The following is a 22,860-nucleotide window of genomic DNA, read 5'->3' as shown; positions in this document are numbered from 1 at the left end:
TGTGAAACTGCTATTCCATATATGAATAGTTAGTTATCGTCAAGTTTGTTGTTTTTATGTATCCGCACTCATAGGGTGGGGATTACTGCACGTTCAGAAACAGATATTAGATTAGGAAGGATGATTCTTATGTGCGGGATTACAGGATGGGTGGATTATAAGCGCTCATTAGAAGGGGAAAGGGACGTTGTGACGAAAATGGCGGAAACGCTAGCGAAACGTGGTCCAGATGATAATAAAGTTTGGATAAAAGGAAATGTCGCATTTGGACATAAACGGTTAATCGTTGTAGATCCTGAAGGTGGTAAACAGCCGATGACTTGTTTAAAAGATGAAACGAATTATGCTATTTGCTATAACGGCGAACTGTATAATACAGAAGACATTCGGAAGGAGTTGTTAAGAAGAGGGTACACATTCAAGGGTCATTCTGATACGGAAGTATTATTAGCTTCTTATATCGAATGGAAAGAAGAATGTGTCGATCATTTAAACGGTATATATGCGTTTGCAGTATGGGATGAACAGAAAGAACAAGTGTTTATTGCAAGAGATCGATTAGGTGTAAAACCGCTTTTTTATAAATATGATAGTGGACGATTATTATTTGGTTCAGAGTTAAAAGTGATACTGGCGCATCCAGAGGTGAAGGCGGAAGTAACGTTAGAAGGATTATCAGAAATATTCGGTCTTGGACCATCTAGAACGCCTGGTCACGGTATTTATGCTGGTATTAAAGAATTGCGTCCAGGTCATGCGATGACATTTTCCAAGAACGGTTTATGTATATGGAGATATTGGAATGTAGAAAGCAAAAAACATGGAGATTCATTTGAAGAAACAGTAGAGAAAACACGTTTTTTATTACAAGATGCGATTACAAGACAATTAGTTTCTGACGTACCGTTATGCACATTTTTATCGGGCGGTGTAGATTCAAGTGCAATAACAGCAATTGCCGCAAGAGAATATGAAAGATCAGGGAAAGGTCAATTGCACACGTATTCTATTGACTACGAAGATAACGAAAAATACTTTAAAGCGAATGCATTTCAGCCCAATTCAGATGCTCCATTTATTAACCTAATGACTGAGACATTTCAAACAATCCACCACCGTTGTGTCATTTCAAATGAACAACTAGCACAGTATTTAACAGAAGCAGTGCTCGTTCGTGATTTGCCTGGTATGGCAGATATTGATTCTTCATTATTATGGTTTTGCCGTGAAATAAAACAAGATTTTGTCGTCGGTTTATCTGGAGAATGTGCAGATGAAATATTCGGTGGTTATCCGTGGTTTTATAGAGAAGATGATTTACAATCAAGTGCATTTCCGTGGATGCGTTCTACAGAAGCGCGTGAACAACTTCTAAAGAAAGAATGGAGAAATAAATTAAATTTACAACAATATGTGCAAAGGCGCTATGAAGAATCCATTCAAGAAGTTCCGATTTTAGAGGGAGAAAGCCCATTAGAAGCGAAGAGGCGACAATTATTTTATTTGAACATGGTTTGGTTTATGACAACATTATTAGACAGAAAAGACCGTATGAGTATGGGGGCAAGCTTAGAAGTACGCGTTCCATTTGCGGACCACCGACTTGTCGAATATGCGTGGAATATTCCTTGGGAAATGAAAATGTATAAAAACCGCGAAAAAGGTCTATTGCGTAAGGCGTTAGAAGGATTACTTCCAAATGATATATTGTATAGAAAGAAAAGTCCGTATCCTAAAACGCATAATCCATACTATACGAAAGCAGTAACGGTATGGCTACAAGATTTATTAACGGATAAAGGATCAATTTTACACGAACTATTCGATAAAGAGCAGCTGAGTGGATTGATTGAATCTGGTGGCAGTGCATTTCAAAAACCTTGGTTCGGTCAATTAATGACTGGGCCTCAGCTTTTAGCTCATTTGGCACAAATTCATGTTTGGTTTAAAGAATATGGGGTAAATATTAAGGAATAGTAAGAGGCGGCTTGCATGTTGTGTAAGCCGCCTTTTTTTCTATTTCACTTGAATATAAACATATCTATTGTATTTTCCATCATCTGTTGTTGCGGTTAAGACAACACGTCCGGGTTTTAAAGCTTTCACATGAGTTGTATCATTTTGGGTTTCCAGGGCAATGATGTTTGTGTCACTACTTTTCCAAACTATCTTTTGATTTGTTGCATTTTCAGGAAGAACGGAGGCAGATACAAGTTTTTCATCTCCTTGATTTAGCTCAAAAGATCGCTCGTCTACTTTGATACCTGTAACGGGCACGTGATTTGGTTCGACAGTTACTTTACATGTTGCTACATATTCGCCAGTAGCAGTTGCTGCAGTGATAGTTGTAGTACCAGTTTGTACAGCATGGATACTTGCTTTTTCATCCGTTGCTTGTATTGTTGCTACATTTGGATTATCGCTTTTCCAAATTAACTTTTTATTTGTAACGTTTGGGGTAATCTTCGCAACAAGTTCAAAGGTTTCTCTTTCTTTTAAAGAGTGTTCGGATTGATTAAGTGTAAGGTTAGTAGGGAACGTTTCAAGTAATTTCTCAGGTGTTTTTGCGTCCCAAGTCATAGGTTTATTCGAGCGCAGTGCTTGTGCTACAACTGCCGCTGTATCCATATTCGTCATAGAAGTTGTAATAGAGGATTTTGCTAGAATTCCAGGGCCGTTTGCCGCCCAAAAAATTGTCTTTTCTTCAGGAGATTCTCCGCCATGTTCATATCCTTTTCCTCCGTGGTCCGTTGTCATAATAATGAGGCTATCTTCTAATAAACCAGCGTCACGAATTGCATCTAATACAACCCCTACATTTTTATCTGTTTTTTCAATTTGTTGCATATATGCGGGGCTACCGTAGCCTTTAGAATGCCCAGCACCATCAATATCGTCAAAATGAATGAATGTGATCGCAGTATCTTTTCCTTCGGTTTTAATGTAATTTGAGATTTTTGGTGCTAATTGGTCATCCGGGACAGACTCTAAGTGAGCGCCTACAGATTGTTCGATAATACCTTTATTAATAGGACTCCATCCAGCGAATGAGGCTATTTTTGCGTATGGTCGTTCTTGTTTTAGTACTTTCATAAAGGATGGATAAGGTGAGTTTTCAGGGAATGCTACTGACCCTGCGACTGTATTATCAAGTTTGGTTTTATCAGGTGTTACACCATGTATGATGCCACCCCAGTTTTGAGCGCTAATCGTTGGTGAAAGAGCTTGCGCATTATAAGTGCTGGCACCGTTAGCGATAAAATTTTTAATATTAGGAGCAGTAGCATCTTTAACAGCGATACCGGCTCCATCTAACCCGATAATAAAGACATGTTTGTATGGGTAGTTTGTAGATTGTTTTAACCGCTCTTGAAGAGGAAGCATGTCCTGTTCGTCAATTTTTCCATCTTCATTTAAATCCGCATGCTTAATTTCATCCCAGTTTGGACTATTTATATCTGATCCGGTGTATTGTTTTATAAAGTTTAAATCGTCTTGTTTAAGTAAACCATCACGCGTTATATCTAAAGAATTTCCAACAGTTAGTTCTGCAGTAGCGGCTTTTTTTCCATCTTCAGAAATGGCTTGAATTGTCGTTTTCCCAATGCCTTTTCCAATTACTTTGACTCTTTCATCTGTCGCTTCAATGTCTGCGATGCTTTTATCACTACTTGTCCAAGTAACTTTTTTATTTGTTGCATCGGAAGGCTGGATATTGGATTGTAAATAGGTGTAACCATCAATATTTAAATGAAGGGTTGGTTGATCAATGGAGATGTCAGTAACAGCAATTGGTGGAGCGGATTGATACATCTTTTGAACATCTGCAGCTGTTACTGCTTTTCTTAGAATAGATACTTCATCTAGTGTTGCGTCAAAGTTGTTTCCAAATAAAGTTCCTTTGCCATCAACTCCAATTTTTGTTGTGTAATTTGTATCGATTGTACCTTTCGTTTTACTAATATCAATTTGTTGTTCTAGCTTTCCGTCTTTATAAATAGTTGCATATCCATCGCGGTCATGAGAAATCGTAATGTGATGCCAAACGTTATCAGCGATATTTGGAATAGAGGCATCTATGCGAGAGCTACCAGAAGTTTTGAAATTCCAAAGGAGGGCCTTGTCCTTTAACCCAATAAACCACCCTAAGTTTCCGCCACTATTCCAATCTTTATTTGAAATGATAGCCGGATCAGCATTTACCCCGGAAGATTTTACCCAAAAGGCTACTGTGAAATCTGTACTTTCTCCAAATTTTAATTGCGAAGTGTCTCCTAAGTCGATATAAGAAGCGGTTTTTTGTGATATTGCTTTAAACTTGAGAGCCTTATTTATGCGTCCATCTGTAAATAAAGGATTACCATTTTTATACGAAATGATGTGATTGGACGCGGAACTATCATTTAGATTTTCCTCGAACGAAAGTTTCATAACCTCGTCAGTGAGTTTTTCTTGTTGCATTTGTATTGCTGGGGTGGGTGCAGCTAAAACGTTAAATGGAAGTGTCGTGGATAGGATCGTACTCATGGAAAGTGTAGAAATCAATACTGCTTTTTTTATAAAAGGTTGTGTCATTTTAAATCCTCCTTATATGCTTCTTTAATTAGAATTCGACGGAATTCTGTTTTCTTTTCTAAGATAAATAGTAAAGTACAAATTTTGAGGAATTATAACCAGAATATTGAGATTTTTTTAAGGTGTTGTGAAGTTCCACAGTAATTAAGAAGGATACAAAAATATGACAAATAATATTAAATGAATTGTCATATAAAATTCAAAATCATATTAGAAATAATACTTATTTAGAATAATTATTTTGACGTACTTATTATTACTTGTTATAATTGGAAACAAATGTTCTTGAAAAAGATTCTCATTTATAAGGTGAAACTTTAATCAGTGGGGGCATCCCCCACTGATTATCAGCCCTCACCAATCGGGCGTTTACGGGCAGTTGATCTTCCGGCTAAATTTTTTGCACTCGCCGAATTTTGAAGTGGGAGTCTTACTGCCCGTTAACGTGGGACAAAATTGAGGTGTTATATAGATGACGAAGAAGAAAATAGGTTTGCTTGTAATGGCGTATGGAACACCGGAGTCATTAGATGATGTAGAGGCGTATTATACTCATATCCGTCATGGGCGTAAGCCGTCTGAAGAAGCGCTTCAAGATTTAGTAGGGCGCTATAAAGCGATTGGTGGAATTTCGCCGCTTGCAAAAATTACGAAAGAGCAAGCGCATAAATTAACAGATTCATTGAATAAAATGTATACAGAGTATGAATTTGTTTGTTACTTAGGTTTAAAACATATTACTCCGTTTATTGAAGATGCAGTAGAAGAGATGAAGAAAGATGGAATTGAGCAGGCGATTAGTATCGTATTAGCACCGCACTATTCTACATTTAGCATTCAAGCGTATAATGACCGTGTAATTCGCCTATCAAAAGAAATAGGTGGGCCTGTTATTGAACCGATTGAGCAATGGTACGATGAACCGAAGTTTATTTCGTATTGGGCAAATCAAATACAAGAAACGTTTACTACTATTGCAGATAAAGAGAAAGCAGTCGTAATTTTTTCGGCGCATAGTTTGCCAGAAAAAATTATTGCAGCAGGTGATCCTTACGTAGAGCAATTACAGCAGACAGCGGATTTAATTGCGGCAGAAGCCGGTATAAAGCATTATAAAACGGGTTGGCAAAGCGCTGGAAATACACCAGATCCATGGATTGGGCCAGATGTGCAAGATTTAACGAGAGATTTATATGAAGAACATGGTTATGAGTCTTTCGTATATTGTCCAGTTGGCTTTGTGGCAGAGCATTTAGAAGTTTTATATGACAACGATTATGAATGTAAAGTTGTAACTGATGAATTAAATGCCGCATATTTTAGACCAAATATGCCTAATTCACAATCTGTATTTATTGATTGCTTAGCTGAAATTGTTTCCAAAAAAATGAAGGAAATAGTTGACAAGGATTTAGTTTTGAATAATAATTAATTTATAATAATTTTAAATAAATAATAATTACTATGAAAGAAAGAGGATGATCCCCCATGACGAATCCAAATAATCGCTTAACAACAAACCAAGGTGCTCCGGTTGGAGATAACCAAAATTCTCGTACAGCTGGTCGCCGTGGACCGGTATTGTTAGAAGACTATCATTTAGTAGAAAAACTGGCTCACTTTGATCGTGAACGTATTCCAGAGCGCGTTGTGCATGCACGTGGTGCAGGTGCTCATGGTGTATTCGTAACGAAAAACAGCATGAAGCAATATACGAAAGCAGCGTTTTTACAAAATGAAGGAACTGAAACACCTGTATTCGTTCGTTTCTCAACGGTTATTCATGGTCAAGGTTCTCCGGAAACAGCGCGTGATCCACGAGGGTTCGCTGTTAAATTTTATACAGAAGAAGGAAACTACGATATCGTAGGTAATCATTTGCCGGTTTTCTTCATTCGTGATGCAATTAAATTCCCAGACATGGTGCATTCTTTAAAACCAGCACCTGATACAAATATTCAAACTCCAGATCGTTACTGGGATTTCATGACGTTAACTCCAGAATCAACACATATGATGACATGGGTGTTTTCTGATTATGGTACACCAGCAAACTACCGTGAAATGGAAGGTTTCGGCGTCCATTCATTTAAATGGATTAATGCAGAAGGTAAAATCGTTTACATTAAATATCACTGGAAACCACAGCAAGGTGTACGTAACTTAAGTGCAAAAGAAGTGCAAGAAGTACAAGGGAAAGACTTCAACCATGCAACTCGTGACTTGTTCGATGCGATCGAAAAAGGAAACCACCCAAAATGGGATTTACACGTACAAGTGATGCAACTAGAAGAAACGGATTCTTTAGATTTCGATCCATTAGACCCAACGAAAGTATGGCCAGAAGATCGCTTCCCATTAATTGAAGTAGGGACGATGACGTTAAATCGAAATCCGAAAAACTTCTTCGCAGAAGTAGAGCAAGTGGCATTCTCTCCAAGTGCAACTGTAAATGGTATTGAACCATCTGAAGATAAATTATTACAAGGTCGTTTATTCTCTTACCCAGATACACAGCGTTATCGCCTTGGTGCAAACTACTTACAAATTCCTGTAAACTGCCCATATGCAGCTGTTCATAACCAACAACGTGATGGTGCGATGCAAGTGAATCAAAACCCATCTACAATCAACTACGAACCGAGCCGTCATACTGAAAATCCAGTTGAAGACAAAGCTTACCGCGATTCAACTATGAAAGTAGAAGGCTATGTATCTCGTGAAAAAATTGAGAAACCAAATGATTTCAAACAAGCAGGTGAGCGTTACCGTTCATTCTCTAAAGAAGAACAAGACAACTTAATTGCGAACTTAACAAATGACTTAAAGGACGTAAATGAGCGCACGAAATTATTAGCTGTTTGTAATTTCTTCCGTGCAGATCAAGAGTATGGAATGCGCTTAGCGCAAGCTTTAAATGTTGATATTACGCAATATGTAGGGAATACTCCGAAATAAATAGGAAAAGACGACCGGGTTTCGGTCGTCTTTTTATGTGTAAAATAAGCTTTACACGGGGTATTGTACGTTTAAATTATGTCGGAATTTGTTAGTAAATCGATACAATGTGTCGAAACGTCGATATACCCGAAGAATCGCTGATATATTTACATTGATACTGACTGGGGTATACTATCAACAAGTACGATAAAAAGAGATGCAATCTACTATGAATAGATTGCATCACTTTTTTAATTTACCCGCTCAGTATACTCGTAAGCTTTCTCCCCGTGCATCGAAATATCAAGCCCCATTTGTTCTTCGTGCTCATCGACGCGAACAGGAAGGAAGAAGTTAATAGCCTTAATAATGGCGTACGTCATTATGATCGTGAATGCATATGTTGCTCCGATTGCTACAAGTTGTTTGAAAAGGAGAGCTGCGTTTCCGTAAAATAATCCGTTAGCGCCATCGCTATTTATAGAAGTTGTTGCGAAAAGTCCGGTTGCAATACCGCCCCAAGTTCCTCCGATGCCGTGGCATCCAAATGCATCGAGTGTATCGTCGTATCCGAATTTTGTTTTTAAGAAGAAGACGGCGCTGAAGCATAATATGCCGCCAATTGCTCCGATAAGAAGAGCGGAGAAAGGTGTAACAAATCCGCAAGCTGGCGTAATTGCGACTAAACCAGAAACAACCCCGCAAGCAGCTCCCATCGCAGTCGGTTTTGATTGGAAGAACCATTCAGAAAGCATCCAAGTTAGAGCTGAAGCAGCAGCGGCTATATTTGTATTAATAAATGCAGTTAAAGCTACGTCATTTAAAGATAATGCACTACCGACGTTAAAACCGAACCAGCCGAACCAGAGTAAGCCTGCGCCTAGCATTGTAAATGGTAAATGATGAGGAGAGGTACCGCTTATGTTTTTTCGTTTTCCTAGGAAAATAGCTAATACAAGACCGGCAACACCAGATGTGATATGAACGACATTACCACCAGCGAAGTCTAACGCACCAAGTTCTCTTAGCCACCCACCAACGCCCCACACCCAATGAGCGACAGGATTGTAAACGATTGTTGTCCAAAGAAGGATAAAAATAAGAAAGGCGGAAAATCGCATTCTTTCGGCGAATGCACCTGAAATTAAAGCGGGAGTTAAAATAGCGAACATAAGTTGGAACATCATAAATAAATTGTGAGGAATAGTAGATGAGTAGTCTGGATTTGGTGCGTAGGTAACTCCATTTAGACCGAACCAATCGAGATTGCCAATAAGCCCGTGCCAATCTGGTCCGAATGATAAAGAATAACCGATAACAATCCATTGAATCGAAACGATAGCCATTGCGCTATAACTGTGCATTGTCGTACTGAGTACGTTTTTACTGCGAACCATGCCCCCGTAAAAAAGTGCTAATCCTGGTGTCATCAACATGACCATTACTGTCGTTACAAAAATAAAAACTGTATCTCCCGTATTCATTCTCTCTCCTCCTATGATGTTAGAAAAAATAACATCGACTTGTTATGTTTCATATCATATTCGAAATAAAAAGAAAAATCAACTAAAAATTCAGAAAACTTTTTAGTTGATGTTAGAAAATCTAACATTAGGTATTTTGGAGGGATAAAATCAACGTATGCGATTTGTTCTAATAATTGGTATAATATTCTTACAATTAGAAGTTTGGGGGATGCGTGTGAAAAAAATATGGACTAAGGAACTATTCATTTGTTTTTGTTTAGCCGTCGTTTTGTTTGTACCAATACATACTTTTGCAGACGAAAAAAGAGAGTGGCGAGATGAAGTCATATATTCCATTATGATTGATCGCTTCAATAATGGAGAACCGAAAAATGACAAACAGTTAGACGTTGGAAATTTAGAGGGGTATCAGGGTGGAGATATACGAGGGATTATAAAAAGACTGGATTACATAAAAGAAATGGGTTTTACTACTATTATGCTTTCGCCGCTTTTTGAAAGTGAAAAGTATGATGGATTAGGTGTTCAAAACTTTCAAAAAGTAAATGAACATTTCGGAACAGAAAATGATGTGAAAGAACTTGTAAATGAGGCTCACCAAAAAGGAATGAAAGTTGTATTTCAATTTCCGATTGGAGAAAACGAACAACAAGTCATCGACTCGATGAAATGGTGGATCAAAGAAGTTGATTTAGATGGAAGTTATGTAATACATAGTGAAAAAAAGTCGCGTTCTTTCTGGGATGACGTGCAAAAAGATATGCAAGCGATAAAGAAAGATTTTCATATTATGACAAAAGAAGATAGTGAATACAACGAAAAAATAGTAGAATCGTTTTCCAAAGCTGATGTATCGGTGAAAGCTTTATATGATGTGAGTAAAAAAGACGGGGAATCCGTTACATTTTTAGATAATCAAGATACAAAAAGATTTGCACGTATTGCAAAAGAAAATATGTATTACCCGCCGTCCCGTTTAAAACTAGCGCTCACTTACTTATATACATCCCCGGGGATACCGAATTTTTATTACGGAACTGAAATCGCATTAGATGGAGGGGGGGCTCCAGATAATAGACGATTAATGGATTTTAAATCGGATGAAAAGTTTATGCAGCACATAACGAAGTTAGGTGAACTTAGACAAACGAGACCATCTTTAAGATGTGGTACGTTTGAACTTCTATATGATAAAGATGGAATGAGTATATTAAAACGAAAGTATAAAGACGAAGTAACACTAGTAGCGATTAATAATACGAAAGAAACACAAAAAGTTTCCTTGCCTGTAAGTACAATTGGTGAAAAACAAGAGCTAAGAGGATTGTTAGAAGACGAAATTATAAGAGAAGAAAACGGGAATTTTTATCTCGTTTTAAAGCGAGAAGAATCCAATGTATATAAAGTTAGCGAAGAAACAGGTGTGAATTGGTTATTTATCTCCTTAATAGTTGGTGTGAATGTATTATTTATTACTTTTTTAATTGCGGTTAAAAAGAAACGGAAATGAGTAACTCTTCTTTTTAGTAGTCCGTTTGCAGTTTAAGATGAGGTGAGATATTTGGGGAGAAAGAAGTTGTTCGCTCTATGTTCCTGTCTTCTTATCGTATTCGTAAGTTTGTATTTTTGGGCCAACGGTGACGATGGGGAATTTGTTCAGTGGGGCGATAGTGTTCATTCTGTTGATACAGCGGTTCTTAAGAGAAATAATATTAAATACAAAATTGAAAATGATAAAGTGTATATTCCAGAAAAGTCATTTGATAAAGCAATATATTGTTGCTCGTAATAAGTATAAAACCTCCTCTGAATAGAGGAGGTTTCTTTTTAGCGGTAGTTAATGAACTGTACGTCGATTGGTAAGTCAACGCTGCGAACGGCTGCGATTACTGCTTGTAAGTCATCACGGCTTTTCGCTGTTACGCGTACTTGGTCATCTTGAACTTGTGTTTTCACTTTTAATTTCATTTCTTTAATGATGTTGTTGATTTTTTTCGCGTTATCTTTATCGATACCTTGTTGCAGAGTTGCACGTTGGCGAACAGTGTTACCAGATGCAGCTTCAACTTTTCCGTAGTCCAAGTTTTTGATTGGAACGTTACGTTTTACAAGTTTAGCAATTAGAACGTCTTTTACTTGGTCTAATTTGAACTCGTCATCAGAAGTTAAAACAAGTACTTCTTTTTCTAATTTAATATCACTTTTACTACCTTTAAAGTCATATCGGTTTTGGATTTCCTTTAATGCGATGTTAATTGCGTTTGTTACTTCAGGTAATTCTACTTTCGAAACGATGTCAAAAGAACTCTCTTTTGCCATAGTTAGCACCTCCAAATAAATTTCTATCTTTTCATGCACCTAAATAGGCTATGTAATATACATATTAAAGTATAGCGGAAAATACATCGATTAGATAGAGTGTTGCGAATTAAGTGTTTTGACGGATCATCCGTAGGGTAATATAGTCCGATAGATAAAGTCTTTATTTAATTATAGTGAATTTTGGGCAGTTGGACAAATAAAGGGAAAATCGTGTTATAATTAACTTTTGTTTGGAATGATAAAAAAGATAACTTTATATATATAGAAGGGAATTAAATAATATGTATTTGCAATTAGGATCGATTGAACAGGTAACTGTTTTACGCGAAACGGAAATCGGATATATGGTTGGGAACGAAGAGGAAGAAATCTTCCTGCATAAAAACGAATTAGCTGGAGAAATTGCAGAAGGCGATACAATTGATGTATTCTTATACCTTGATCACCAAAATCGTATTTCAGCAACAATGAAGGAACCAATTATTACAACGCATGATTGGAATTGGGTAAAGGTTGTAGAAGTTATTCCTAGTTTAGGTGTGTTTGTTGATATTGGTGTATCAAAAGATATACTAATTCCACTTGATGAGTTTCCGATTTATATGCCAGTATGGCCTCAAGAAGGCGACGAATTATATTGCACATTAAAATTAACGAATCGTGATCGTTTAATTGCTCTTCCGGCAAGAGACAGTGATATGCAAGAAATTATCGTAGATGCAACGCCATCTATGCGTAATAAAAACGTAAATGGACGTGTGTATCGCTCACTTCAAGTTGGTTCATTCATACTAACTGATGAACATTTCCGTGCTTTCTTACACCATACTGAAAGAAAAGAGCAAGTGCGAATTGGTGAGCGTGTAACAGGTCGTATTATTGATGTGAAAGATGACGGTACAATCAACATTTCACTGCTTCCTCGTAAAGAAGAAGGAATGGAAGATGATGCTGCAGTAGTTTATGAATATATGGAAGAACGAGGCGGAGCAATGCCGTTTTGGGATAAGAGCCACCCAGAAGACATTAAAGAACGTTTCAACATGAGTAAAGCTGCATTTAAGCGTGCACTTGGTAAGTTGATGAAAGAAGAAAAAGTTTACCAAGAAGAAGGTTGGACTTACTTTAAGAAATAAAGTGAATAAAAAAGAACTATCTTTTCTCTAAAATTATTAGGGAAGAGATAGTTCTTTTTGCGTTTAGCAAAAATTGAGAGGGGGAGTAAGAGAATTGTTGGAAGAGGAATATTTTAAAGAATATAGAAAGGATAGATAGTTATATCTATATGAAAGAGAATTTGAATTTATTTTTAATGGAAAAGAAAAGAGGTGTGTAAATGAAATATTATAACGCTGGATACCTCATAATTTCCTATGATAGGGAACTTATCTATGAAGATTGTAATATTGAGGGACTATCACAAACGATTTTAACGATATGTAATGGGATTCGGCCTACCTTTCCGGATTATTGGTTTTTTCCTTGGTGTAATTCAAATAAAAATGATCCTATTGCTAAGGTGATAAATGGAAAGTTAAGGATTAGTAAAGAAGAGCATGAAAGTGGTCAAACCTTTTTAGATACACTAATGGAAGAAGCAAAGTTTGCCTGGCCGAATGTTTTTAAAGATTTAGAAGATGCGAGATTCTTTAAGAGAAATTATTTAAAGGGGATAGAAAACTTAGAAATTATCTGCTTAAATCTTTCAGAAGAGTATCGGACGGACTTTTTAATGAATGAGCGGGAAGAAAATGACTTTGAAGTTTCTATATATGATTTTCTCGAAAGTGCATTACCTGCTGATGTTGAAAACGATGAAATATTAGGATTTGATATATGTGGCTTTAGTAACAATGATTTTTATTCTTTTATTCATAACAATCTACAAGAGGATTTTGGTAAGAAATTAAATGATTTATCACTTGTTGATAAGTATGAAGATGCAAAGCGGATTATCCATTTAATTGATGATGGGGAAATTGAGGCAGAAGAGGTGTTGTGGTATCCGTGGTTAGTTTTGAAATGTTGAAGAAATCTGCATAAGTATCGGCTGAAAAGGGAGGTATGATAGTGCAAGAGAATGTACTAGAACAATTAATAAAACGTCTTTCCGTATTATCCCCTGAAAAAGAAAGTGAAATAGCAGCGGTAGATTTATATGATATATATGAGAGTAGTGAAGGCTTTCAAAAAATGCTTGAAAATATGATACACTCTCAGCAGTCTAAAGAAGACTTAATAGATGCGTTAATTGAAGTAGAGATAGAGTTAGACCATATCAATTGGCATTATAAAAGCTTGAAGAACAAATTGAAAAAATTGAAAAAATTGATGGAAGATTAAAAAGCACAATCTTATTTTTTTAATAAGATTGTGCTTTATTTTAGTTCTCTTTCCCAAAAAGATGAGAAAATGTATCTTTCAAATCACTATCGTTTATTTTAATATCCGCCTTTTTTAATTCATCTTGTAATAACTTTTGACCGAAGGAAGGATCAGCAATACGCTCTTCCTCTAAGTCTTTACGTATAGAGTCTTTCACTTCATCGTAAGGTTGTAAATCTTTTTTATCAGTTAGTTTAATAATGTGATAGCCGTTTGGTGATTTAACGGGATTGCTAATTTGGCCGGGTTTTAACTTATAGGCAGTTTTTTCGAATTCAGGTGTCATTTTGCCTGATCCGAAGTATCCGAGGTCTCCACCATTATCTTTTGATAATGAATCTTGAGATTCTTGTTTTGCTAACTCTTCAAATGAAGCGCCGGTATCTAATTTTTTCTTTATTTCTTTTGCTTCATTTTCGTCACTTACTAAAATGTGACTAGCTTTAATTTCTGGTTTATAGCGGTCTTTTACATCTTTTTCTGTAACGCTTTGTTTAATCGCTTCATTCAATGCGAGTTTGAATCTAATTTGATCTTGGAAATCTTTTTCATCTTTTAAACGATTATTTTCTAGTGCTGCTTTAAATTGGTCTCCATATTGATTTTTTGCTTTTTCTACTTCTTTATCTACCGCATCATCAGATACTTTATATTTTTTAGTGATAACATCTTGTGCTACCATTTCATATAGCATGTCTTTTCCGTAGCGATCTTTTAATTGCTTTTCGAAATCGCTCTTTGTAATGGTTGAGTTTGTTGTTGTGGCGATTGTGGCCGAGTCATTTTTTTGTCCGCAAGCAGATAGCATTATTATACTTATTAGTGCCGTGATAATGAATATACTTTTTCCTTTCATGCTAACACCTCATCCGAATATGTTATCGCTATTGTAGAATATAGAAGTGAACATGAAGTGAATTTTTAATGTTTTTTTCCTGTGAAATGTAAAAAAAGTACATCAACATTAATGTTGATGTACGATGTAATCAAAGGTGATCGGTTTTTTTTGAATATGCACGTTTTCCTTGCTGAATATTTTTTTGTTCTTGTTCATTTTTTTGAGTGCGCTTTGCATTATTATCGCGTGCTTTTTTGTCGTTATCGCTCGTATGTGGCATATGTATCAACTCCATTTCTAAACGTTGTACGTTTATCATTTCCTTTTTCGTAAAGACTATGTATAGCGGTGCATTCATGAATACTAAAGGTGGATTAGAAAATGGATTTGAAGCTGAATTATACCGAACTTATTAAGAAGTTAGTCGTTGTAATCATTGCGGGTTTATTAAACGCGATTGGGATGAATTTATTTTTAACACCAGCGAAAGTGTACGCGAGTGGTTTTGCTGGATTGTCTCAATTATTATCACAAATATTAGGTGACTTTTTATCTATTCATATATCTACAGGAGTATTGTTTAGTTTGTTTAATATTCCTGTCGTTATTTTAGCGTGGAAAAAGGTTGGGAAGGCGTTTACGTTTTTTAGTTTTTTATGCGTTGTATTTATGACATTGTTTTTGGAAATCATCCCAGTTCGAGCGGTTTCGAATGATATTATATTGAATGCGATTTTTGGTGGGATTATTTCTGCAATTGGAGTAGGAATTGCGTTAAAATGGGGTGCTTCTACAGGTGGTTTAGATATTATCGCTATGATTTTATCTAAGATAAAAGATAAACCTGTTGGCACATATTTTTTCTTTTTTAATGCAATTATCATTATTGCTGCGGGTTATGTATATGGGTGGGAGAAAGCGTTATATACGTTGGTGACTTTATATGTATCAACGAGAATTATCGATGCGATTCATACTCGTCATGTGAAGATTACAGCGTTAATTGTTACGAAGAACGGGGCAGATGTAAGAAAGGCGATTCACTCGCGCTTGGTGAGAGGGATTACAACTATACCAGCAACAGGTGCTTATACAAATGAAAATAAAGAAATGTTAATGATTGTTATTACTCGTTACGAGTTGTACGAATTAGAGAGGGTTATTAAACAGGTGGACCCAGGTGCATTTACAAATATACTGCAAACGGTCGGTGTGTTTGGATTGTTTAGAAAAGATTAAAGAGGACCAAAGCTGGTCCTCTTTTTTTAATGCGAATTCGTAATGTTTTGCAATTGCTCCTGCATTTCACGTAGCTGAACTTTTTCAGCAGTTGAAGAGTGGGCATAAGCAGAGTGCAAAGAGTTTTTTGCTCTATAAACGAGTTCCTGTTGTTCAGCGCCACTTGAACAAGAAACGGCACTTGCAACAGCGTCTCTAGCTTGTTGGAATAGTAAGTTCCCCATTTAAACCCCTCCAGACGAAGAGTTACTTCTTGCTTTTTCTGCCTCAGCTAATGTACCTCTGTACGGGAATCTTGCATCGTGCTTCATAACAGCATCGGCTCCTTGCTGGATAAAACGTTTTGATTTGTTCTTTTTACCCATTCGAAAAACCCCCTTTATTTAGCTGAAAACAATTGACGCGCTGACTTTTGCGTCTAATAATAGTATGAGCGTTTGGCGAGAAACTATAAGCAGGGAATTTTTAGATTACAACCCAAGAACCTCTTCTAAATATAGAGCGATCCCATCTTCTTCATTCGTTAATGTCGTATGATTTGCGAGTGATTTCAGCTCAGGAATTGCATTACCCATTGCGATGCCATGACCAGCAAATTCGATCATTTCAAAGTCGTTATCTTCATCACCAAAAGCGATAATTCGCTCTTTAGGAATATTGTAATGACCTGAAATTTTTTGTAATCCGACAGCTTTATTTAATCCGCTTTTTACAATTTCAATAATTGGCCAAGGCGCACCCCATTTTCTATGATCGATGACTTCAGCGTGCATATCTGTTAAATGCTGACGAATTGCAGCGGAATGCTCGTCATGTGCGTCGATTAATAAGCAAGTTGGATGGTCGTTTAAAATATTTAATAAATCTCCTGTGAAAATCTTTGGAGAACCGAATTCAAAAATATGTTTTTTATCTTCATCAATTTCACGGACATACACATCATCCATGACTTCGGCATATACATTTTTTACGCCGAAATCAAAGCAAGCTCGGACGATTTCTTGCGCCGTTGAAAGTTCAAGAGGAGAGTGATGTGTTCCCCAACTTGAATCAAGTGGGTGATGCACGTAAGCGCCATTAAAGTTTACGATTGGTGTGTTAAGGCTAAGTTCTTTATAATAATCGTAACTAGCGCGGAATGGACGCCCTGTTGAAATAACAACAATATGTCCTTGTTCTTTTGCTTTTGCAATTGTGTTTTTAGTTCTTGGAGAAATTATTTTGTTGTCTGTTAATAAAGTTCCGTCTAGGTCTAGTGCGATTAAATGTTGTTTATTCATAATTTCACCTCTTATAATAATTTTTTTGTTTCTATCTGTATTTCCGTTTTTAATATGCAGAAATAAGAGGTTAGACTGGGTGAAACTACTGTAAATGAAAGTTTCACCATATATCCATCTTACGTCGTGAAGCGCTGTGGTGTCTACTATTTCTCATTGGAAATTAGGGAAAGTCAACAACTTTTTAGAAAGTTCAAACAATGTTTCTTTCATTATGTACAATTTGTGAAAAGGGTTACATTGTTTGACCGATGCGACTTATAATGAACATGTAATCTTCTCGTATATGTTTGACTCTCCTTTGAAACTGGCCTAAAGTAGGTTGGTTTCTTTTTTTCAACAAATATGCCAATAATTCCTGCTTAATCTTGTGTAATTATATATATGTGCATGAGTAAACGGTAGTACTTGTTTCCTAAACATGACAGAAAAGCTTTCTTTTAAAATGGATATACTAATGAGGCAAGACGTCATGGAAGGAGAATGGAAATGGGACAAAATCGCAGGTTTCGTTCAGGGCAAAAAGCGCCAAATGATGGGATTTATGTAGAAATTGGTGAAACGGGAAGTATGGTGAAAGATCCACAAATGGTGAAATTAACTGCCGGGGATCGGTTTCCAGAGAACACAAATCATAACCGTCAGTGGACATATAAAAGAAAACCGTAACAGAAGCCGCAATCGTTATTGCGGCTTTTTTGATTAGGAAAATGAATGTTACTTTTTGCATTTTCCAATAATAAGTTTGAAATACATAAGCAAAATTATTGTATAAAAAAGTTAGTTGGCGTATAATCAAATCAAAGGTCAAAGAAAGTCAAACATTTGGAGGACGGTAAAGATGGACTTAAATCAAATGACAACGAAAACACAGGAAGCGATTATGAGTGCTCAGTCTTTAGCGGTATCTCATCATCATCAAGAAGTAGATACTGTTCATCTATTGCTTACGTTATTAGAGCAGCAAGACGGATTAGCAGTACGTATTTTTCAAAAAATGAATGTCGATATAGAAGCGTTAAAGCAAGGCGCTGAAAGTTTAATTAAGAAAAAGCCTTCTGTAACTGGAAGCGGAGCAGAGGCTGGGAAATTATATGTAACCGGTGCTTTGCAACAACTGCTTGTAAGAGCAGGGAAAGAAGCAGAGAAATTGCAGGATGACTACATTTCAATCGAACATGTATTACTTGCTTTTTCTGAAGAAAAAGGCGATATAAATCAATTATTTACGAGATTTAATATTACGAAAGATAACTTATTACAGTCTTTAATGACAGTTCGGGGGAATCAAAGAGTGACTAGTCAAAATCCAGAAGCAACTTATGAAGCATTAGAAAAATATGGCCGTGATTTAGTGGCGGAAGTGAGAGCGGGGAAAATTGATCCTGTTATCGGCCGAGATAGTGAAATTCGCCGCGTGATCCGCATTCTTTCACGTAAAACGAAAAATAACCCAGTTTTAATTGGTGAACCAGGTGTTGGTAAAACAGCAATCGTTGAAGGATTAGCGCAGCGTATTGTGAAAAAAGATGTACCAGAAGGATTAAAAGATAGAACAATCTTCGCTTTAGATATGAGTGCACTTGTGGCCGGAGCAAAATTCCGCGGTGAGTTTGAAGAGCGTTTGCAAGCTGTATTAAATGAAATTAAAAAGAGTGAAGGGCGTATTTTATTATTCATTGATGAACTTCATACAATCGTCGGCGCTGGTAAAACAGAAGGAGCGATGGATGCAGGGAATATGTTAAAACCGATGCTAGCTCGTGGTGAACTACATTGTATCGGGGCGACGACGCTCGATGAATATCGTAAATATATCGAGAAAGATCCAGCATTAGAAAGACGTTTTCAACAAGTATTAGCAGAAGAGCCAACTGTTGAAGATACAATTTCAATTTTACGTGGTTTAAAAGAGCGTTTTGAAATTTATCATGGTGTAAATATTCATGACCGCGCGATTGTAGCAGCATCTGTTTTATCAGATCGATATATTTCGGATCGCTTTTTACCTGATAAAGCAATCGATCTAGTTGATGAAGCTTGTGCAACAATCCGAACAGAAATTGATTCTATGCCAACAGAATTAGATGAAGTAACGCGCCGCATGATGCAATTAGAAATTGAAGAAGCTGCTCTTGGGAAAGAAAAGGACTTAGGTAGTCAAGAACGTCTAAAAGTACTGCAACGTGAATTATCGGATTTAAAAGAAGTTGCAAGTAGTATGAGAGCGAAATGGGAAAAAGAAAAAGAAGACATTCATAAAGTTCGTGACTTACGTGAACATTTAGAGCGTCTGCGTCGTGAATTAGAAGAAGCGGAAGGGAATTACGACTTAAATAAAGCAGCTGAACTTCGTCACGGGAAAATTCCTGCGATTGAAAAAGAATTAAAAGAAGCGGAAGAAATGGGCGCGCATAATAAGCAAGAAAATCGTTTATTACGTGAGGAAGTAAGTGAAGAAGAAATTGCAGACATTGTTTCACGCTGGACTGGTATTCCTGTAGCAAAACTCGTTGAAGGCGAACGCGAGAAATTATTACGCTTAGAGCAAATTTTATCAGAGCGTGTGATTGGTCAAGAAGAAGCGGTAAGCCTTGTATCAGACGCAGTTCTTCGTGCGCGCGCTGGTATTAAAGATCCGAATCGTCCAATTGGTTCATTTATTTTCTTAGGACCTACAGGTGTTGGTAAAACTGAGCTTGCAAAAACGTTAGCACAAACGTTATTTGACAGTGAAGAGCAAATGATTCGTATCGATATGTCTGAGTATATGGAGAAACACGCCGTGTCACGTTTGATTGGTGCACCTCCTGGATATGTTGGATACGAAGAGGGTGGTCAATTAACAGAAGCAGTAAGACGTAAACCATATTCTGTTATTTTGTTAGACGAAATTGAAAAAGCACATCCAGAAGTGTTTAATATTTTATTACAAATGTTAGATGATGGACGCATTACAGATTCACAAGGCCGTACAGTAGACTTTAAAAACACGGTTATTATTATGACTTCAAATATTGGATCTGCTCACTTATTAGAAGGATTAGAAGAAGATGGCTCTATTAAAGAAGAGTCAAGAGAACTTGTAATGGGGCAATTAAGAGGACATTTCCGACCAGAATTTTTAAATCGTGTCGATGAAATCATTTTATTCAAACCTCTTACAACGAATGAAATCAAAGGTATTGTTGATAAAATTGTAAAAGAATTACAAGGTCGTTTAGCTGACCGTCACATTACAGTAGAATTAACAAATGCAGCAAAAGAATTCGTTGTAGAAGCTGGATTCGATCCAATGTACGGGGCTCGTCCGTTAAAACGATATGTGCAGCGTCAAGTTGAGACGAAATTAGCGAGAGAATTAATTGCAGGAACGATTACTGATAATAGTCACGTAGTGGTTGATGTAGAAAATAACCAATTGGTTGTTCATATAAAGTAAAAAAAGAGTTCGGATAAAATCCGGACTCTTTTTAGTGTTGTTCTACTGGCTCGTTTGGAATTGCAGCTGCAATCGCTAATACTAATACTGCAAGAACAACTGAGAAAATAGACGCTTGGTTAAAATCGTATGTACCGCCAGTCATAGAGCCGATTACATAGCTCATCATATGTACAAGTGCGAACGACCAAATTAATGCCCAAATGAAACGCATATTTTACACCTCTATTCGTTCAATCTGTCCTTATTGTAACACAATTGAAAAAAGAATATAGAAAAATATTTGTAGATTTTTCAACGCAAATTTGTATTCTGTTCATACATTATAAAAGAGTACTTTTATACGTTTAGAAAATAAGGCGGGGGAAAAATGAGTATTACGGAACGTTTTTTTTACTTAGAAAAAGAACCATGTGTAATTTATTTACCGGAAAAGCCAAATGGATTTTCTGTTATGCTCCTAGGAGATTATAACTATTTTATTGAGAATGGTACAAGTTTATGGACACAGCATGCAGGAAGAGCTTATTTTTTACAGGGCCTTATCGAAAAAGGCTATACAGTCTTTTCGTCTAACTTATACGGAAGACATTGGGGAAACGATCGAGCTGTTCGTCTTGCAAAACGTTTGTATGATGTCGTACTAAGAAAAGAGACATTAAATACGAAAATGCACATTATGGCAGATGGTATGGGTGCGCTTGTAGCACTTGAAATGATGAACAAATACCCTGAATGTATACGTTCTGTCGTTATGTTAAATCCGTGTTTAGATTTACCAGAATATGTGGAGTTTGAGAAAGAGCATAAGTTTTTTTACAAAAGATTAGTGAAAGAATTAAGTTTGGCGTATGATTCCAAAGAAGAAGAATTAGAATCAAAAATAAATAAGAAATCATTTGCGCTTCTTCCGTCTTGTGTACCTGTTAAAATTTTCGTATCAACACAAGAAAAAAGAGGAAGAAAACAATTGTTACGTAAATACGAGAAAATGAGGCAATTAAATCAATGCGATACTTCTGTCTTATTCCATCTCCAAGATGTGAAATATAAAATGGTTAGGCAAACGACTGATTTCTTTAAAAAATATGAAGAAGAATTGTGAAGCTCCCATATACATAAATGAGGAGCTATTTGTTTCAAGGGGAAAGGGTTGGTGGTATGGAACGCGTGCTGATTATAGGTGCACTTACGTTTGTAGGTTATCACCTTGTGAATAAAATGATTGCAGAAGAAGTAGAAGTATATGGTCTTGATTTTGATGAATTTGATAGTATGACAAAAATTAATGAAGAGAAATTATTGTTGATTGGGCGAAATGCGTTATTTACGTACTATTCTATAAGGGATGAAGACGGATGGCGATCGGTAGAGGAAGAGAGTTTCGATACAGTTTATTTTTGTTTGTATGAGCCGAATCAGCAAAGTGGCTTTCGGAATGAAAGAGTCATATTACAATATTTAAAACGAATCGTAAGAATGTGTGAAAAAAATAAAGTAAAGTTAAATCTAATTTCTTCTATTGAAATAGGAAGCACTGAAGAATCCGAAAACAAACGTCTGTTTTCGAAAGTGGAAGAAGGGGTGAAAAAAGGAGAATTACAATATAGTGCATATCGAGTTCCTACATTATATGGGCCATGGCAACCGTCGTTTATGATGTATCATCAGCTCATTTTATCAGAACTTGATGAAAAAGAGTGCCGTTGTATAAGTGAAGAAAAAGGAAGTGATTTACTTTACGTTGAAGATGTATGTGAATACTTATGGGAAAATGGAATGAATGTAAAGCACCTCGGTATATATAATTTACTTAGTGGAAAAGAAGCATTATGGGAAAAAGGTATGAGCCTTTTACATGCAGATGGTAAGGTAAACAAAAAAGATGAGCATATAAGAAATGAAGCGGTAGAGGTTGTTTCTCTTAAAAGAAATACGCCGTTAGAATTTGGTTTAAATAAACAATTGGCACATATGAAAAAATATAAAGAGTTATACGAAGGGTAGTGTACGTGTTACACTATTGTATGGACTATAAATTTAAAGTTTTATTGGAGAGGAAGAGCATATATGAACGAAAAAAGCATGCAATTTTTACAAATCGCAATGAAGCATTTACCAGAAGCTAAGGCAATTTTAGATGATAATGGAATTGCACTTGATATGGAGAAAGCACAGCCGGTGTTAGAGCTATTGATGAAAGTAATGGGCGAAGCATATGAGCTTGGGAAAGCTGATAAAGAATAAAAAAAACCTTCTTTTTTGAGAGGGAAAGAGGCTCAAGCCGTATGTAGAAGCGGTAAGGGCCTTTTTTGTTTCGAGCGAGGTAAGGCCAGAGCGGTGATGAGGCGA

The 22,860-nt window shown here is 36.5% G+C and carries 23 protein-coding genes; 14 read left to right on the top strand and 9 right to left on the bottom strand.

Annotation, left to right across the window (positions count from 1 at the left end; all coding sequences use genetic code 11):
- Window positions 1-129: 129 nt before the first annotated feature.
- Window positions 130-1,977 (top strand): asparagine synthase (glutamine-hydrolyzing), encoded by a 1,848-nt coding sequence (asnB, locus tag JDS80_RS09585; protein WP_199638199.1) that lies wholly within the window; start codon window positions 130-132, stop codon window positions 1,975-1,977.
- A gap of 39 nt (window positions 1,978-2,016) precedes the next feature.
- Here the strand turns inward: asnB and JDS80_RS09580 are convergent, their stop codons facing one another.
- Window positions 2,017-4,575, bottom strand: coding sequence for an Ig-like domain-containing protein (locus tag JDS80_RS09580; RefSeq protein WP_199638197.1), 2,559 nt, complete (start codon window positions 4,573-4,575; stop codon window positions 2,017-2,019).
- Window positions 4,576-5,047: 472 nt separating this feature from the next.
- On the opposite strand from JDS80_RS09580, the gene hemH reads away from it, so the two are divergent.
- Together hemH and katB are read left to right on the top strand one after the other, a co-directional pair.
- On the top strand, window positions 5,048-6,007 hold the full coding sequence (hemH, locus tag JDS80_RS09575) for a ferrochelatase (protein ID WP_199638195.1): 960 nt from the start codon (window positions 5,048-5,050) through the stop codon (window positions 6,005-6,007).
- 56 nt (window positions 6,008-6,063) lie between these two features.
- The gene (gene katB, locus JDS80_RS09570; protein WP_098888763.1) at window positions 6,064-7,533 is read left to right on the top strand and encodes a catalase KatB; all 1,470 of its coding nucleotides are present in this window, start codon (window positions 6,064-6,066) and stop codon (window positions 7,531-7,533) included.
- A 233-nt stretch (window positions 7,534-7,766) separates the two neighbouring features.
- Here the strand turns inward: katB and JDS80_RS09565 are convergent, their stop codons facing one another.
- Window positions 7,767-8,999, bottom strand: coding sequence for an ammonium transporter (locus JDS80_RS09565; protein ID WP_199638193.1), 1,233 nt, complete (start codon window positions 8,997-8,999; stop codon window positions 7,767-7,769).
- Window positions 9,000-9,156: 157 nt separating this feature from the next.
- Here JDS80_RS09565 and JDS80_RS09560 point away from each other — a divergent pair, with 157 nt between their 5' ends.
- Window positions 9,157-10,512, top strand: coding sequence for an alpha-amylase family glycosyl hydrolase (locus JDS80_RS09560; RefSeq protein WP_199638191.1), 1,356 nt, complete (start codon window positions 9,157-9,159; stop codon window positions 10,510-10,512).
- 51 nt (window positions 10,513-10,563) lie between these two features.
- Complete coding sequence (locus tag JDS80_RS09555; protein ID WP_071770316.1) at window positions 10,564-10,791, top strand: hypothetical protein; 228 nt, start codon at window positions 10,564-10,566, stop codon at window positions 10,789-10,791.
- Between the two features lie 38 nt (window positions 10,792-10,829).
- Here the strand turns inward: JDS80_RS09555 and JDS80_RS09550 are convergent, their stop codons facing one another.
- Window positions 10,830-11,321 carry a YajQ family cyclic di-GMP-binding protein gene (locus JDS80_RS09550; protein WP_001051113.1) on the bottom strand — a complete coding sequence of 164 codons (492 nt, stop codon included), beginning with the start codon at window positions 11,319-11,321 and terminating at the stop codon, window positions 10,830-10,832.
- Window positions 11,322-11,605: 284 nt separating this feature from the next.
- On the opposite strand from JDS80_RS09550, the gene JDS80_RS09545 reads away from it, so the two are divergent.
- The 3 genes from JDS80_RS09545 (at window position 11,606) to JDS80_RS09535 (ending at window position 13,667) form a co-directional block, all read left to right on the top strand.
- Window positions 11,606-12,460, top strand: coding sequence for a CvfB family protein (locus JDS80_RS09545; protein ID WP_071744621.1), 855 nt, complete (start codon window positions 11,606-11,608; stop codon window positions 12,458-12,460).
- A gap of 200 nt (window positions 12,461-12,660) precedes the next feature.
- Window positions 12,661-13,353, top strand: a complete 693-nt coding sequence (locus JDS80_RS09540) for a hypothetical protein (protein ID WP_199638189.1) — start codon at window positions 12,661-12,663, stop codon at window positions 13,351-13,353.
- A gap of 41 nt (window positions 13,354-13,394) precedes the next feature.
- On the top strand, window positions 13,395-13,667 hold the full coding sequence (locus JDS80_RS09535; protein ID WP_199638187.1) for a hypothetical protein: 273 nt from the start codon (window positions 13,395-13,397) through the stop codon (window positions 13,665-13,667).
- A 40-nt stretch (window positions 13,668-13,707) separates the two neighbouring features.
- Here the strand turns inward: JDS80_RS09535 and prsA are convergent, their stop codons facing one another.
- Entirely contained in the window at window positions 13,708-14,565 is an 858-nt protein-coding gene (gene prsA, locus JDS80_RS09530) for a peptidylprolyl isomerase PrsA (RefSeq protein WP_199638186.1), read from the bottom strand.
- 130 nt (window positions 14,566-14,695) lie between these two features.
- Window positions 14,696-14,827 (bottom strand): DUF3941 domain-containing protein, encoded by a 132-nt coding sequence (locus JDS80_RS09525; protein ID WP_001120851.1) that lies wholly within the window; start codon window positions 14,825-14,827, stop codon window positions 14,696-14,698.
- 101 nt (window positions 14,828-14,928) lie between these two features.
- Between JDS80_RS09525 and JDS80_RS09520 the strand changes: the two genes are divergently transcribed.
- Window positions 14,929-15,786 (top strand): YitT family protein, encoded by an 858-nt coding sequence (locus JDS80_RS09520; protein ID WP_071744625.1) that lies wholly within the window; start codon window positions 14,929-14,931, stop codon window positions 15,784-15,786.
- Window positions 15,787-15,812: 26 nt separating this feature from the next.
- Here the strand turns inward: JDS80_RS09520 and JDS80_RS09515 are convergent, their stop codons facing one another.
- The 3 genes from JDS80_RS09515 to JDS80_RS09505 all read right to left on the bottom strand — a co-directional run bounded on the left by JDS80_RS09515 (window position 15,813) and on the right by JDS80_RS09505 (window position 17,066).
- Window positions 15,813-16,010 (bottom strand): DUF3813 domain-containing protein, encoded by a 198-nt coding sequence (locus JDS80_RS09515; RefSeq protein ID WP_199638185.1) that lies wholly within the window; start codon window positions 16,008-16,010, stop codon window positions 15,813-15,815.
- Window positions 16,011-16,151: a competence protein gene (locus JDS80_RS09510; protein WP_199638184.1), complete on the bottom strand. Its 141-nt coding sequence runs from the start codon at window positions 16,149-16,151 to the stop codon at window positions 16,011-16,013.
- Window positions 16,152-16,256: 105 nt separating this feature from the next.
- The gene (locus JDS80_RS09505) at window positions 16,257-17,066 is read right to left on the bottom strand and encodes a Cof-type HAD-IIB family hydrolase (RefSeq protein WP_001041222.1); all 810 of its coding nucleotides are present in this window, start codon (window positions 17,064-17,066) and stop codon (window positions 16,257-16,259) included.
- A 489-nt stretch (window positions 17,067-17,555) separates the two neighbouring features.
- On the opposite strand from JDS80_RS09505, the gene JDS80_RS09500 reads away from it, so the two are divergent.
- Together JDS80_RS09500 and clpB are read left to right on the top strand one after the other, a co-directional pair.
- Entirely contained in the window at window positions 17,556-17,735 is a 180-nt protein-coding gene (locus JDS80_RS09500) for a YjzC family protein (RefSeq protein WP_071744626.1), read from the top strand.
- Between the two features lie 172 nt (window positions 17,736-17,907).
- A complete protein-coding gene (gene clpB, locus JDS80_RS09495; protein ID WP_199638183.1) occupies window positions 17,908-20,508 on the top strand; it encodes an ATP-dependent chaperone ClpB in 2,601 nt (866 codons plus the stop codon).
- A 31-nt stretch (window positions 20,509-20,539) separates the two neighbouring features.
- Here the strand turns inward: clpB and JDS80_RS09490 are convergent, their stop codons facing one another.
- Complete coding sequence (locus JDS80_RS09490; protein ID WP_001211111.1) at window positions 20,540-20,722, bottom strand: YjzD family protein; 183 nt, start codon at window positions 20,720-20,722, stop codon at window positions 20,540-20,542.
- A gap of 156 nt (window positions 20,723-20,878) precedes the next feature.
- Between JDS80_RS09490 and JDS80_RS09485 the strand changes: the two genes are divergently transcribed.
- The 3 genes from JDS80_RS09485 to JDS80_RS09475 all read left to right on the top strand — a co-directional run bounded on the left by JDS80_RS09485 (window position 20,879) and on the right by JDS80_RS09475 (window position 22,755).
- Entirely contained in the window at window positions 20,879-21,613 is a 735-nt protein-coding gene (locus tag JDS80_RS09485; RefSeq protein ID WP_002149846.1) for a lipase family protein, read from the top strand.
- 29 nt (window positions 21,614-21,642) lie between these two features.
- Entirely contained in the window at window positions 21,643-22,515 is an 873-nt protein-coding gene (locus JDS80_RS09480; protein ID WP_071744628.1) for an NAD-dependent epimerase/dehydratase family protein, read from the top strand.
- Window positions 22,516-22,578: 63 nt separating this feature from the next.
- The gene (locus JDS80_RS09475) at window positions 22,579-22,755 is read left to right on the top strand and encodes a ComZ family protein (protein ID WP_001003333.1); all 177 of its coding nucleotides are present in this window, start codon (window positions 22,579-22,581) and stop codon (window positions 22,753-22,755) included.
- The last annotated feature ends 105 nt before the right edge of the window (window positions 22,756-22,860 follow it).

Origin of the sequence: Bacillus cereus group sp. N8 (assembly GCF_016483685.1) — a bacterium.
Lineage (GTDB): Bacteria > Bacillota > Bacilli > Bacillales > Bacillaceae_G > Bacillus_A > Bacillus_A proteolyticus.
This window is presented reverse-complemented; position numbering and strand designations above follow the sequence as displayed.